The following is a 14,196-nucleotide window of genomic DNA, read 5'->3' as shown; positions in this document are numbered from 1 at the left end:
CCTAAAGGGCTGATCGCATCGCCGTGACAATAGCATGATGCAAAGAGCCTGCCGAAGATCGCGGGCCGTAGATGCTGAACGCCTCCGATGACCGACAAAGAACAAAGCAGCCGACATGGTGGATCGAGCAGCGCGAGACGCTGCCCGCGCTGATCTTGCGCAGATCAAGCATGCACAACAATTCTAACACGGACGCCAATGGGTCGCCCGCAAGATCAAACCGGGTCCACGCGTCTGTCTGTTCGGTCACCGAAGCAGTGTCGCCCACGGCCGATTTGACCTGAAGGGCGAGGTCTTCGTGGCTGTCGAAAGGGGCCTCGACCATCCATTGATCTGGGCCGGACCAAAAGGCGGCGATCGTGCCTCCGGCGTGTTGTTCGACATCTGGCGCAGAGGCATCGATCAATTTCGCCAAAGCCGCTTGGGCCTTGGCTTCCTGTCCACGGCGCGCTGCTACGGATGCGAGTGCAACGCTCGGATTTTCTGTGCATGTGACCCCGGCTACAGTGTCAACACGCGGCGTGGTCCCGCCCAATGCGGTTATTGCAACTAGATCATGCACGCAGACGCTCTCCTTCAGGGTCAACGAAATGGGCTGATACGATTTCAACCTCGACAGTCAGATCGGTCAGGGGCGACACAAGGCGCATTTTCTCACCCATCCGATTTGCACCGTCCTTCAACAGCGCCAGCCCGATACTGCTGTTCAGAATGGGGGAATATGCGGCCGAAGTGGCATAGCCCTGGTCATTGGCCGCGTCGACCGGACCTGCAATGTTCATCAGATGGCCACCGGGGGTGATCTTTTCATCGGGCGAAACAGGTTTGATGCCAACCAGCCGCAGGACATCCGGTTCAACCAATGCCTCACGTTCGGAAAGAACCGATCCGATGCTGTCCTTCTTCTTGGACACCATCTTGCCCATGCCCAGATTAAGCGCCGTGGTGGTCCCGTTCAGTTCGTTGCCTGCCGCGTGGCCTTTTTCGATCCGCATCACACCCAGCGCCTCGGTGCCATATGGGACCACATCAAACTCTTCGCCCTCGGCCATCAACCGCCGCATAAGCGCATCGCCATAGCGTGCTGGCACAGCAATTTCGAACGCGAGTTCGCCTGAGAACGAAATCCGGAACAACCGTGCCCGCAACCCGCCGCAGACGGTGATGTTGCTGCAGGCCATGAACGGGAAAGCCTCGTTCGAGATGTCGAACTCGGGGTCGACAATCTTTTGCAAGAGCTTGCGCGAGTTCGGACCTGCGACCGCATATTGCGCCCAGGATTCGGTGGTCGAGATCAGCTGTACGTCCATATCCGGGAACAGGCACTGGCGCACGAATTCCATGTGGCGATAGACGCCGACGGCGTTGGCCGTGGTGGTTGTGACGACAAAATGGTCCTCGGCCAGACGCGCCGCGGTTCCGTCGTCCATGACCATGCCGTCTTCGCGCAGCATCAGGCCATAACGTGTTTTGCCCACGGCCAGCTTGGCGAACGCATTGGCATAGACCCGGTTCAGAAACTCGGCCGCATCGGTGCCTTGCACGTCGATCTTGCCCAGTGTCGTACAATCGCAAACGCCGACCGAAGCGCGGGTCTGGCGAACCTCACGGTCAACAGATTCCCGCCAGTGCGTTTCACCGGGCAACGGGAACCACTGCGCGCGCAGCCAGTTACCGGCCTCGACAAAGACCGCGCCGCGTTCTTTCGCCCAGTGGTGCGAAGGCGTCAGGCGGGTTGGGTGGAACTCTTGTCCCTTCATCCGACCCGCGAAGGCACCGATCGGAACCGGTGTGTAAGGCGGACGAAAGATCGTTGTTCCGGTTTCAGGGATCGATTTTCCGGCAACCTCGGCCATGATTGCCAGGCCGGTGATGTTCGAGGTTTTGCCCTGATCGGTCGCCATGCCCAGCGTTGTATAGCGCTTGAGGTGCTCGACGGACTTGAAACCCTCTTGATAGCTCAGCTTGACGTCTTTGACGGTCACATCGTTCTGTTGGTCGACCCAGGCCCGTTTGCAGCCTTCAACATACCAGAACGGTTTCTGTGCGATTGGCGCGTCTTCGGCCTCGGGCAGGTCAGGCAACACGCCTTTCAGGTCTAGTGCCGCCACAGCGCCCTCGGCACCTGATTGCAGCGCGCCATGGGTCGACATTTGGCCGTTCGCGGCTCCGGCGACCGACAGGCCAACCGGCAGGTTCGACCCCGGTACGAAAGCGGCCAGGGCCTCGTTCCAGACCGGGCGGCCGCGCTGATGGCAGGTCAGGTGAACATTCGGATTCCATCCGCCGGATACGCCCAGCGCACCGCAGTCCAGCGTGCGGGTCGAACCGTCGGGCAGGGCGACCTCGACAAAGGTCAATCCCAAGCGCCCCTTGGTATCAATGACGCGCGCACCGCTCAGGACTTCGTAGTCATAGTTGACCGGTGCGTCCTCGCGAACGTCAATCACCGCGCAAATGTGAACGCCCTTGGCGTGCAGATCAGCGGCAGTCCGGTGGCCGTCATCATTGTTGGTGAAGATTGCCACACGTGGCGCGGTTGTGACGGCAAACCTGTTGGCATAGGTCCGAAGCGCACTGGCCATCATGATGCCGGGGCGGTCGTTGTTTTCGAACACAATGGGCCGTTCGGTCGCGCCTGCGCACAGCAACGCTTTCTTGGTGTAGATGCGCCACAGGATTTGGCGCGGTTTGCCCGCAGGAAGGGTGGGCAGGTGGTCGCCGGTCCGCTCGACCGCGCCATAGATGCCGTGATCGAACGCTCCAATAACGGTGGTTCTGGGCATCAGACGAACGTTGGGCATGGTCGACAGCTCGGCCACGGCCTGCGTGGCCCAATCGCTGGCGTTCTGCTCGCCTAACGAGAACGTTTCGCTGTTCAACCGCCCGCCAAACTGAAAGTCTTCGTCCGCCAGAATGACATCCGCACCGGCGCGTCCGGCGGTCAGGGCTGCCATCAAACCGGATGGACCCGCGCCAATGATCAGCAGATCACAGTGGCGAAAGCCTTTGTCGTACTCATCTGGATCAGCTTCCGCCGACAACGACCCAAGACCCGCGGCACGGCGGATGATCGGCTCATAGACCTTTTCCCAAAAGGCCGCTGGCCACATGAAGGTTTTGTAGTAAAACCCGGCCGACAGGAAATTCGAAAACAGATCGTTCACGCCCAATGCATCGAACTTCAGGCTGGGCCAGCGGTTTTGCGAGCTTGCCTCAAGCCCGTCGAACATCTCGATTGTCGTGGCGCGGGTGTTGGGTTCTTTTCGCGCACCGGTGCGCAGCTCGACGATGCCATTGGGTTCCTCGGATCCGGCTGTCAGTAGCCCGCGCGGGCGGTGATACTTGAACGACCGCCCGATCAGCCGCACGTCATTTGCCAGCAGCGCCGAGGCCAGCGTATCGCCGGGATGGGCGGTAAAGCTGCGATTGTCGAAGCGAAAGTTCAGAGTGGTGTCGCGGTCGATCTGGCCGCCGCTCAGTCGATTGTTTTGCGTCATTTGGATCGCCCCCGCGCGCGGGCCACGTCGCGGGCCAGTTCTACCTTGGAAATCTCGTGTGTGGTCGTGTCGCGAGTCACGACCAGCCATGACCGGTCGCCTGCTTCGTGGTACCACAGCTCTTTGTGTTCGCCTGCTGGGTTGTCGCGCAGGTAGGCGTAATCATAGAACGCCTCGGCCGCGTCTTCGGCTTGCCAATCGGGACGATCGATCAGGGACGCATCACCCAGATAGGTGAATTCAGCGGCGTCACGCGGGCCCAGAAGGGGATGGTTGATAATCATGTCTAGCTCCCCTTAGTGCAAGTTGGGCTGGTTGCCCGCGCCGCGTTCGTCGATCATCCGGCCGGTTTTGAACCGGTCGAGACGATAGGCTGTGGCAACGGGGTGCGGTTCGTCCTTGGCCAGCAGATGCGCAAAGCAATGGCCCGAGGCCGGGGTCGCCTTGAACCCGCCATAGCACCAGCCGCCATTGAAGTAGAGCCCTTCGACCGGGGTGTGGTCGATGATGGGCGAGCCGTCCATCGACATGTCCATCACACCGCCCCACATCCGCAGCAGGCGGGCGCGGCTGATCACCGGCATCAGAGAGACACCACCTTCGCAGACGTCTTCGACCACGGGCAGGTTGCCGCGTTGGGCATAAGTGTTATAGCCGTCAATGTCGCCACCAAAAACCAACCCGCCTTTATCAGACTGACTGATATAGAAATGGCCGGCACCATAGGTGATGACGCTGGGCAGAACCGGTTTCAGCCCTTCAGACACAAATGCCTGCAACACGTGGCTTTCGATCGGCAGGCGCATACCCGCCATACCCATCACACGGCCCGAGTTTCCGGCTACAGCGCACCCGACTTTATTGGCACCGATAAAGCCTTTTGAGGTCTCAACACCCAGACATTTGCCGTTTTCAATGCGCAGGCCCGTGACCTCACAATTCTGGATGATATCGACACCGTGGCTGTCAGCGGACCGGGCAAAGCCCCAAGCGACCGCGTCATGACGTGCGGTTCCGGCCCGGCGTTGTACTAGACCGCCCATGATCGGAAAGCGCGCGTCGTCGAAATTCAGATAGGGGTGTTCCTTACGCACCTGATCGGCATCCAGCAGCTCGGCATCTGCGCCGTGCAGGATCATCGCATTGCCGCGGCGGGTATAGGCATCACGTTGCGCATCAGAATGGAACAGGTTGAGGATCCCGCGCTGGCTCATCATCGCGTTGTAGTTCAGGTCTTGCTCCAACCCTTCCCACAATTTCATCGAGAACTCATAGAACGGTTCATTCCCGTCCAGCATGTAGTTCGAGCGCACGATGGTCGTGTTCCGCCCGACATTGCCGCCACCGATCCAGCCTTTCTCGACAACGGCGACATTGCGCTGGCCATAGACCTTGGACAGGTAATGTGCAGTTGCCAGCCCGTGACCGCCACCACCAATAACGATGATGTCGTACTGGGCCTTGGGTTCGGGGTCACGCCAGACCGGTTTCCACCCTTTGTGGCCGGTAAGCGCCTCTTTGATGACTCGAAAGCCGGAATATCGCATGAATCGGACCTTTTTCGCCAGAATTCACTATTTTACCGTCGGGTGATATCCTCAGATGCGACATCGGTATGTCTGAATCAGACCCTTTCGGGCGCGGTATCCGGGATCAATTGCAAAAACCACGAGACGAATGCGTCCGCTTCGGGTGTCGCGCTTTGCTTGGCAAGAAAATAACCCTCGGTGGCTGGCGCAGATGCGTGGGATATGCGCTCAACCTGACCGGCATTCAGAGCATTTTGCGCAACCAAGGAATTCACAAGTGCCACCCCGTTACCGGTCGACGCCAGTTGCAGGGCCAAGCCATAGGAATCGACAAAATATGCCGGTGTGTGGATCGTATGGCCTGTGGCTTCGGACCAAGACGCCCAGTTGTCAGATGTCCCGACGGCTTCGATCAGGGGCAGGTCCTTGAACTCTCCACTCAGACCGGGTGCCTTAACGGCGATAAGGGTATTGGGCTGTAACGGAAGCGCGTCCCGCCCGACCTGTTTTTCCGATCCGAACCGGATTTCGACATCTGCCCGCAGCGCAGAATACTCATCAGGCCAGATTGTGCTGACGAAACGCACTGAGGTGTCTGGGTGCCGCTCCTGGAACCTGGGCAAGACCGGAGAGATTATCCATTCAATCACACTGATCGAGGCCGCCACAGTGACGTGCCGCGCGCGTTCTTCGGTCAGGTAAGGCGAGGCCGCGCTTTGCAGCGTCTCAAGCGCGGCTTCGACCTGAGGCAGCAGTTTGCGACCCTCATCCGTCAGAGAGAGGCCGCGCGGATGCCGATGAAACAACACAACACCAAGCCGCGATTCCAGCGATCTGATCTGCTGGCTGACAGCGGACTGGGTCAATCCGATTTCGTCCGCCGCAGCGGTTGAGCTGAGCCTCCGGGCCGCAGCTTCGAAGGATCGGAACCATGTCAGGGGGGGCAGGGCTTTGGGCATCTGAAAGTCACCTAGTAGTGCTGCTAATACCTAAGACCCAACTTCTTTCGTTTGTCAAAGAGCAGGCCGGTAAAAGATATTTCCCAAACACAAGATTGGGGGGCACCGTGCAGCCGGAAATTCGAAAAATCGTGACATTCGATGAGGAAGTATTTGTCGAAGGATACCGCAAGGCAGATCGTCCGTGGCGTATGTTTGCTGTGGCGGCGGTTGTCGCGAACCCTTGGGCAGGCCGGTATGTCGAGGATCTGCGCCCGGAAATTCTCGCTTATGGTCCGATCCTGGGGAACGAACTGACCAGTCGGATGATCGCACTTGCCGGAGATGGCGATGCGATCGAAGCCTATGGAAAAGCCGCAGTTGTGGGTTTGGACGGTGAGGTCGAACATGCCTCGGGGCTGATCCACACGTTGCACTTTGGGAACATCTTCCGGCAAGCGGTTGGTGCCAAGTCATACCTGTCATTCACTAATACCCGGGGGGCCGCGAACGCACCGATTATGGTGCCATTGATGGACAAGAATGACGCGGGTCGCCGGTCACATTACCTGACGCTGCAATTCGCCATTCCCGATGCTCCGCGCGCGGATGAGATTGTCGTGGTTCTTGGTGGCGCGACCTCGGGCCGCCCCCATCACCGTATCGGAGACCGTTATCAGGACTTGAAGGATCTGGGCCATGACGTGGACAACCCGGCCTCGGTCTGACATCGGCGATCTTGCCGCAATTGAGGCGGGTCAGGGTCCGCTTGTGATGATGCTCCACGGTGTTGGGCTGCGGGCCGAAGCTTGGGGCGCACAGATCGACACACTCAGCGCGGCCGGGTATCGGGTTTTGTGCCCTGATATGCCCGGACATGGGGGCACTAAGTTTCGCAATGCCTGCGGGTTGGAAGGTTACGCTTGTCCGATCAAGGACTTAATAGACGAACCGGTCGTACTGGTTGGCCATTCGATGGGTGCATTGATTGCACTGTTTATCGCGGCGTCCGGCCACAAACGGGTGAAGGGTGTAGCGGCGCTGAACGCGGTCTACCGGCGTTCACCGGACGCCCGTCAGGCGGTCCTGGCACGTGCTGCTGCGTTGGATGACACGGGGACGAATGACCCGACTGCGACGTTGAAGCGTTGGTTCGGTGACAATCCGTCAGACGAACATGCCGCCTGTTTGCGTTGGCTCAAAGAGGTCAATCCGGCCGGGTACAAGGCGGCTTACACCGTCTTCGCTGAAAATGACGGGCTGGCAGATGCGCAATTGGCGCAAATTGAATGTCCCGCTCTCTTTATCACCGGTGAGAAAGAGCCAAACTCGACTCCCCGGATGTCTCGCGACATGGCCCGCTTGGCGCAGAAAGGGCAGGCAGAGATCATCGCAAACGCCGCGCATATGATGCCTATGACGCATCCGTCCGAGGTCAATTCCAGTTTGCTGCGTTTTGTTCGGAGGTGCCTGCCATGACAGAAATCGATACCCGAGCCCTGCGCGATGCGTTCGGAAGTTTCATGACGGGCGTAACGGTCGTCACCACCCGTGACAGGTCCGGAGCGCCGGTTGGTTTCACCGCCAACTCATTCTCGTCCGTGTCCCTCGATCCACCCTTGTTGCTTGTGTGCCCCGGAAAGTTCCTGTCGAGCCACGACGTTTTTGCCGAATGCACGCATTTCGCCGTGAACATATTGGCCGACGGCCAGCAAGACGTGTCGAACACGTTTGCGGGCTTCAAGGGTGATCGTTTCGCGAAGACGGCCCATAGCGAGGGCCATCACAACTTACCTCTGATCGACGACGCATTGGCGCAGTTCTGCTGCGAAACGCATCAGGCCGTTCCGGCCGGAGATCACACGGTTCTGATCGGCAAGGTGAATGCGTTTCATCACGCCAGGGGCAACGGTCTCGGCTACGTAAACGGATCCTATTTCAGCCTTGGTTTGGAACGCGAGATGGATGCCAAGGTGCCCACAATCTGCGGGGCGATTGTCGAAGCCAACGGCAAGGTTCTGCTCGAACAAAAAGACGGCGCTCTGCGCCCAGTACAGATTGCTGGTGTCGAACCCGGCGGGCAGCGCAACAGGCTGGCAGAGGGATTGTCGGGTCGCGGTATCAGCGCGCAGATTGAGCAGGTCTATTCTTCGTTCAGCGATACCGAAACAAACCTGCACTACACGTTTTTCCTGGCGTCTTCTGACGGGAACTCTCCGACGGATGGTGCGGAATGGGTAAACGTGGGTGACCTGCCTGATCTGACATACGCCGCGCCTGGAATCCAACACATGATGACCCGCTATGCCGTCGAAGCCCGCGAAGGCGTTTTCGGGCTGTACCTGGGCGACGCCGAACGCGGCGAAATTCACAGTTTTCGGTAAAGGAGCCATTTGATGGAGTTTTCACTGTTTGCCCACGTGGAACGTCTGACACCGGACCAGCCGCACGATGTTCTGTACGACGAGTTCGTGAGTTTGGTGAAAATGGCAGACGACGGAGGAATGCGAGCGGTCTGGACGGGCGAGCATCACGGGATGGAGTTCACTATCGCACCCAATCCGTTCTTGTCTCTGGTCGACCTTGCGCATCACACACGTAATGTGCGGTTGGGGACGGGGACCGTGATCGCTCCGTTCTGGCATCCCATAAAACTTGCGGGCGAAGCCGCAGCAGCGGATCAGATGACAAAAGGGCGCATCGAACTGGGTGTGGCACGCGGCGCATATTCCTATGAGTACGAACGCCTGATGCCAGGGATGGATGCTTGGGAAGCAGGTCAGAGAATGCGCGAGTCTACGCCTTTGTTGCCGCAGATCTGGCAGGGCGATTGTGCCCACGAAGGCGAGTTTTATTCTTTCCCCGCCGCAACCTCGGCCCCGAAACCCTTTCAGGAAGACGGGCCGCCGATCTGGATTGCCGCAAGGGACCCCAACAGCCACGAATTCGGTGTCCACAATGGGTTCAATATTCAAGTCACGCCGTTGTGGCAGGGCATGGAGGAGATTGAGACGCTGATGAGTCGGTTCAACGATGCGTGCGACAGCTATTCAGGGGCTCGTCCAAAGATCATGCTGCTGCACCACACCTATGTCGGATCAGATGACGAGGACGTGGCACAGGGCGTGCAGGACCTGCGACGGTACTACAATTACTTTGGCGCGTGGTTCCTGAACAAGCGACCAATCCAACAGGGTCTGATCGATCCGATCTCGGCGGCAGAAATGGACGCAAACCCGATGTATACCAACGAGAAGCTGGCGCAGGATTTGACGGTTGGAACGGCCCAGCAAGTGATCGATCGGCTCAAACGATACGAAGATCTGGGCTATGATGAGTTCTCGTTCTGGGTCGACAGCGGCATGACCAACGAACGCAAACGCGCCTCGCTGGCGCGCTTCATCGACGACGTCATGCCAGCATTTCAGTGAGGACGATCATGGGAAATCTACCGCATTTTCAGCTGTTCATTGACGGTGTCTGGACCGAAGGCTCGGACGCGCAGGTGATGACGTCGGAAAACCCTGCAACAGGGCAGGGATGGGCCACGTTCGCCTGTGCCGCGCCTCAGGATGTCGACCGCGCTATTGCTGCTGCCAAGCGGGTCCTCGATGACCCTGAATGGCGGGACATGACGCAGACCCAACGGGGAAAACTGCTGTATCGTCTTGCCGATTTGGTGGCCGAGAACGCTGGCCACTTGGGTGAGCTGGAGACAACCGACAGCGGTAAGCTGCTGGCAGAAACCGCAGCGCAGACCGGGTATGTCGCCGACTACTACCGTTACTTTGCGGGGCTTGCCGACAAGATCGAAGGTACGGTTCTGCCCATCGATAAGCCGGACATGCACGTCTTTACTACGCGCGAACCGATTGGTGTTGTTGCGGCGATTGTGCCGTGGAACGCCCAGATGTTCTTGACTGCGACCAAGCTTGGCCCGGCGTTGGCCGCAGGATGTTCGGTTGTACTGAAGGCGTCGGAAATCGCGCCGGCACCGATGCTGGAATTCGCAAAGCTTATTGAACAGGCCGGGTTCCCGCCCGGTGTGGTTTCGGTCATCACTGGCGACGCCGAAAACTGCGCCATCCCGCTGACTCGGCATCCGGATGTCGATCGGATTGCCTTTACCGGCGGGCCAGAGACTGCGCGCCATGTGGTGCGTAACTCGGCCGAGAATTTCGCTGTGACCTCGCTGGAACTCGGCGGCAAGTCACCGATCCTCGTGTTCGAAGATGCCGATCTGGACGGTGCCGCAAATGGCTTGATTGCGGGTAACTTTGGCGCATCAGGCCAAAGTTGCGTGGCGGGAACACGGGGGTTGGTCCACCGATCTATCCTTGCACCTATTGTCGAGCGGATCGCAGAAAAGGCCAGTGCCATCCGGCTGGGCGATCCGTTGCAGCCTGAAACTCATGTCGGCCCGCTGTGCACGGCGGCGCAGGTCCGCAAGATTGAAGACACCCTGGGCAAAGCGCGGGGGCAGGGTGCTGTTATCCACTTTGGCGGAGAACCCGCGGATCGTCCCGGAAACTACATGAACCCCACTTTGGTCGAGTGCAAGTCGCCCGAGACCGAAACGCTGAAAATTGAAATGTTCGGTCCGGTGATGTCACTACTGCCATTCGACACCGAAGAAGAGGCCATCACGTTGGCCAACAGCACGCCATACGGGCTGGGCTCGGGTGTGTTCACACAGAACCTTGCGCGTGCGCATCGCGTGTCGAAACGCATTCGTGCCGGGATCTGCTGGGTGAATACCTATCGTGCAATATCTCCAATAGCACCGTTCGGGGGCTTCAATCAGTCCGGATACGGTCGCGAGGCGGGGGTTGAGGCGATCTTGGACTACACCAGAACCAAGACGACCTGGATCAGTACGGCGCAAGAGCCAATGGCGAACCCCTTCATAATGCGCTAGAGATTCGCAAAAGCAGGGCTTTAGGCCGGGAAGGGAGGCGATCTTGAAACTTGCAAAACCAAACTTCCCACCGCCGCTTGATGCCGCCGACCGCAAAGCCATTGCGCCGGTCATCTGCTACCCGCCAGAAACGCTCGATCCGCCAGACCTGACCAGTTTGGCGATGTTGCGCGAGGGGGCCGTCAAAACGGCCGAGGCCACCGCCGCGCCGCGCGATGCGGCCTGTATCGAAGTGCCCGCAGGCGCGTTTGTCCGGGTGGTTTCGGTCGATGGCCCGCAGGTTGGCGATCTGAACATGTGGAACAAGCATGACCTGACCGAGCGGTTTTATTCGGGCAAAACCCGTGCGCTTCATGGCACGCATCTGTCGACCGGCGATCGGATGTGGTCGAGTTTCCCCAACATGCGACCAATGGCGACCATCGTTGCAGATACTCTGGATTGGTACGGGTTCGATACCTATGGCGGCTCGGTCCATGATGTGATCGGTACGCGGTGCGATCCGTATACGGGGCGTTTGCTGTCCGGCGATGACTATCACTATTGCTGCCACTCGAATTTGACACGTGCGCTGTCCAGCCATTGCGACTTGCCTTTGCACGAGGCCGAGATGCTGGTCCATGACGTTCTGAACGTGTTCATGTGCACCGGATTTACGCGCGACACCGGCCAGTATTTCATGAAAGCCAGCCCAGTGCGGCCTGGCGATTATCTTGAATTCTATGCCGAGATTGATCTGATCGTCGGTCTGTCTGCGTGCCCCGGAGGGGATTGCTCGTCCGAGCATTCCTCGGACGCGGCCGCCTGTTATCCATTGCTGATGGAAGTCTATGACCCCGGCGAAGCAGCGCGCGCGGCGCATGTGCAACCGGATCGATCAAAGTACGACCGCACCCACGGCACCGGTTAACCGGTCAGGCGTTGACCGAGCCGCTTTAACATTCTGCAGCACAGGTCCAACTGTTCGAGTTCAAGAAACTCATCCGCCTTGTGCGCCTGTGCGATAGAACCCGGACCGCAGACAATGGCATGAACGCCCAGTTTCTGAAACAGACCGGCCTCAGTCGCAAAGGCAACAACACCGGTTCCATTCGCCCCCGTCAATTCGGCCACCAGATCGCGAGCTTTGTTTACATCCATTGGTTCGAGACCTTCGACCTCGGCGATGGCTTCTTGCGAGATGCTTGAGCCGCTGTGGACCGCTTGCATTTCCGGCAGCAGGGAGTGTTCGACGTAGTCGGCAAGCGTCTTTTTGACCAGATCGGCATCGCTTGCCTGAACGGGGCGCATCTCCCACGCTACTTCGGCTTTGCTGGCGATGACATTGTGGGCAACGCCGCCCGAGATTTGGCCGACATTAACCGTGGTGTAAGGCGGCTCGAACCGGCTGTCCGCCGGTGCGCGTGACATAAGGATATGGCGCAATTCCAACAGCTTGCCGATATAACGCGCGGCGTATTCGGCGGCGTTCACCCCATCATCGGGGGCAGAACTGTGCCCCTCTAAACCTGTGAACCGCGTCGTGTATTCAAAGCAGCCCTTGTGACCCTCGATCACCCGCATTTCGGTAGGTTCGCCGATGATTGCGATGTCCGGGACAATGCCACGCTCGGACAGATCGTTGACGAGGGTTTGCGCGCCAAGACAGCCGACCTCTTCGTCGTAAGTGAAGGCAAAGTGCAGCGGTTGGGTCAGCTTGTCCGCATCCATTGTTTCCCCAAAAGCCAGCGCAGCCGCGATGAACCCCTTCATGTCGCATGTTCCACGACCGAAAAGCTTGCCGTCAGTTTCAACCATCCGAAACGGATCGGTGGTCCAGTCCTGATCGGCCACCGGCACAACATCCGTATGTCCGGACAACAGGATGCCGCCGGGTTTGTCCGGCCCCATTGTGGCGAACACGTTGGCCTTTGCGCCGGTGTCGTCGCGGGTCTCAATACAGCGCGCACCCAGCGTCTCTAGTCGTTGGGTCAGATACCCGATCATGTCGAGATTCGAATCCGCTGATACCGTTTCAAAGGCGATCAGGTCAGCGAGGATTTCTTTGGATCTTTGCAAGCTCATGGCTTAACGAACAGCTTTCTGGGGCGGTTGCAGAAACACTCGGCAGGCCCGGTTTCGGTGATCAGGATCGACTCGGTGATTTCAAGGCCCCAATCGTCCATCCAAAGGCCGGGCATGAAGTGAAACGTCATGCCGGGTTCCAGAACAGTCTCATCCTCGGGGCGTAGGGAAATTGTGCGTTCCCCCCAGTCCGGCGGATAACTGAGGCCAATCGGATACCCACACCGCGCACCGCGTTCGATACCGGCGCGTTCCAGCGGTGCAGCAAGCGCCATCGCGATATCGCGCGCCTGATTGCCGGCGCGGGCGGCGTTAAGCCCGGCCTCAAGTCCTTCGACCAAAGCGGTTTCGGCCCGAAGCAGATGATCAGGTGGATCACCCAGAAACACCGAACGACAGAACGGCGTGTGATACCGTCGATAGCAGCCGGACAGCTCGAAGAACGTGCACTCACCCGATTTGAACGGCGCGCCATCCCATGTCAGATGTGGGGCTGCAGCGTCGGCACCGGACGGGAGCAGAGGAACGATGGCCGCGTAATCGCCCCAATCGTCACCAACTCCGGTAATGGCATCATGGTAGATCTGCGCGACGAGGTCGTTCTTGCGCATGCCCGGTTCTATGCGGTCCAGAACGCCGTCGATCACATGTTCGGATATCCGAGCGGCCTTGCGCATCAGGGCGATTTCTTCGTCAGATTTCACTGCGCGCTGCCAATTCACCAACGCATTTGCGTCGATCAACTCCGCTTTGGGGAGTTCCGCCAGCAGTGTCAGATGCGCCTTGGCTGAATAGTAGTAATTGTCCAGTTCAACGCCGATACGGCCTTTTGCCAAACCAATTTCCAAAATAAGCGCAGCAAGATTCTGCATGGGATGGCGAACCGTCGATTGTACGAATTCGTCCGCATAGCCATGAATGCGATCATCCGCCATCCACACCGTTCGACGTGCCCCGTTGGCATCCTGTTTCCGACCCCACCAGATTGGGTCGGCGTCGTGCAAGATCAGAACGCCTTGGTGTACATAGAACGACCAGCCTTCATAACCGGTCAGCCATGCCATGTTCGATGGATCTTCGACAAACATCGCGTCCAGCCCCGCGGCAGACATAGCGGCGCGCGTCTTGGCCAATCGGCGGTCGTACTCGGCGCGGCTGAAGGCCGGATCTGCATGTGGCATTTGGTGCTCCTGTCTGGGGAGAGTTTTATTGACAGAACTTGACGAATACGTTCACGTCAATGGGGA

General features: G+C 58.8%; 13 protein-coding genes. 6 read left to right on the top strand and 7 right to left on the bottom strand.

The window, feature by feature from the left end; genetic code table 11:
- Position 1: 1 nt before the first annotated feature.
- From J7416_RS05595 to J7416_RS05575, 5 genes are all read right to left on the bottom strand, one after another.
- Positions 2-562 (bottom strand): sarcosine oxidase subunit gamma, encoded by a 561-nt coding sequence (locus J7416_RS05595; RefSeq protein WP_209223724.1) that lies wholly within the window; start codon positions 560-562, stop codon positions 2-4.
- Positions 555-3,500, bottom strand: coding sequence for a sarcosine oxidase subunit alpha family protein (locus tag J7416_RS05590; protein ID WP_209223723.1), 2,946 nt, complete (start codon positions 3,498-3,500; stop codon positions 555-557). The genes J7416_RS05595 and J7416_RS05590 overlap by 8 nt, the downstream gene beginning before the upstream one ends.
- Entirely contained in the window at positions 3,497-3,784 is a 288-nt protein-coding gene (locus J7416_RS05585) for a sarcosine oxidase subunit delta (RefSeq protein ID WP_209223722.1), read from the bottom strand. Before J7416_RS05585 ends, J7416_RS05590 begins: the two co-directional genes overlap by 4 nt.
- 12 nt (positions 3,785-3,796) lie before the next feature.
- On the bottom strand, positions 3,797-5,047 hold the full coding sequence (locus tag J7416_RS05580; protein ID WP_209223721.1) for a sarcosine oxidase subunit beta family protein: 1,251 nt from the start codon (positions 5,045-5,047) through the stop codon (positions 3,797-3,799).
- Between the two features lie 77 nt (positions 5,048-5,124).
- Complete coding sequence (locus J7416_RS05575) at positions 5,125-5,988, bottom strand: LysR family transcriptional regulator (RefSeq protein ID WP_209223720.1); 864 nt, start codon at positions 5,986-5,988, stop codon at positions 5,125-5,127.
- 107 nt (positions 5,989-6,095) lie between these two features.
- Between J7416_RS05575 and J7416_RS05570 the strand changes: the two genes are divergently transcribed.
- The 6 genes from J7416_RS05570 to J7416_RS05545 are packed head-to-tail and all read left to right on the top strand — an operon-like array spanning position 6,096 to position 11,795.
- Complete coding sequence (locus J7416_RS05570; protein ID WP_209223719.1) at positions 6,096-6,695, top strand: amino acid synthesis family protein; 600 nt, start codon at positions 6,096-6,098, stop codon at positions 6,693-6,695.
- Positions 6,667-7,446 carry an alpha/beta hydrolase gene (locus J7416_RS05565; protein WP_209223718.1) on the top strand — a complete coding sequence of 260 codons (780 nt, stop codon included), beginning with the start codon at positions 6,667-6,669 and terminating at the stop codon, positions 7,444-7,446. Before J7416_RS05570 ends, J7416_RS05565 begins: the two co-directional genes overlap by 29 nt.
- Positions 7,443-8,351: a flavin reductase family protein gene (locus tag J7416_RS05560; protein WP_209223717.1), complete on the top strand. Its 909-nt coding sequence runs from the start codon at positions 7,443-7,445 to the stop codon at positions 8,349-8,351. The genes J7416_RS05565 and J7416_RS05560 overlap by 4 nt, the downstream gene beginning before the upstream one ends.
- 12 nt (positions 8,352-8,363) lie before the next feature.
- Positions 8,364-9,398: an LLM class flavin-dependent oxidoreductase gene (locus J7416_RS05555; RefSeq protein ID WP_209223716.1), complete on the top strand. Its 1,035-nt coding sequence runs from the start codon at positions 8,364-8,366 to the stop codon at positions 9,396-9,398.
- A gap of 8 nt (positions 9,399-9,406) precedes the next feature.
- Positions 9,407-10,885 carry an aldehyde dehydrogenase gene (locus J7416_RS05550; RefSeq protein ID WP_209223715.1) on the top strand — a complete coding sequence of 493 codons (1,479 nt, stop codon included), beginning with the start codon at positions 9,407-9,409 and terminating at the stop codon, positions 10,883-10,885.
- A 43-nt stretch (positions 10,886-10,928) separates the two neighbouring features.
- Positions 10,929-11,795: a DUF1989 domain-containing protein gene (locus tag J7416_RS05545; protein ID WP_209223714.1), complete on the top strand. Its 867-nt coding sequence runs from the start codon at positions 10,929-10,931 to the stop codon at positions 11,793-11,795.
- Here J7416_RS05545 and argE read toward each other — a convergent pair.
- Positions 11,792-12,949, bottom strand: a complete 1,158-nt coding sequence (argE, locus tag J7416_RS05540) for an acetylornithine deacetylase (protein ID WP_209223713.1) — start codon at positions 12,947-12,949, stop codon at positions 11,792-11,794. The two genes, J7416_RS05545 and argE, sit on opposite strands and share 4 nt — an antisense overlap.
- On the bottom strand, positions 12,946-14,130 hold the full coding sequence (locus J7416_RS05535; protein WP_209223712.1) for a M24 family metallopeptidase: 1,185 nt from the start codon (positions 14,128-14,130) through the stop codon (positions 12,946-12,948). Before J7416_RS05535 ends, argE begins: the two co-directional genes overlap by 4 nt.
- Between the last annotated feature and the right edge of the window lie 66 nt (positions 14,131-14,196).

The organism is Ruegeria sp. R14_0 (assembly GCF_017743975.1).
In the GTDB taxonomy this organism is placed as follows: domain Bacteria; phylum Pseudomonadota; class Alphaproteobacteria; order Rhodobacterales; family Rhodobacteraceae; genus Ruegeria.
This window is presented reverse-complemented; position numbering and strand designations above follow the sequence as displayed.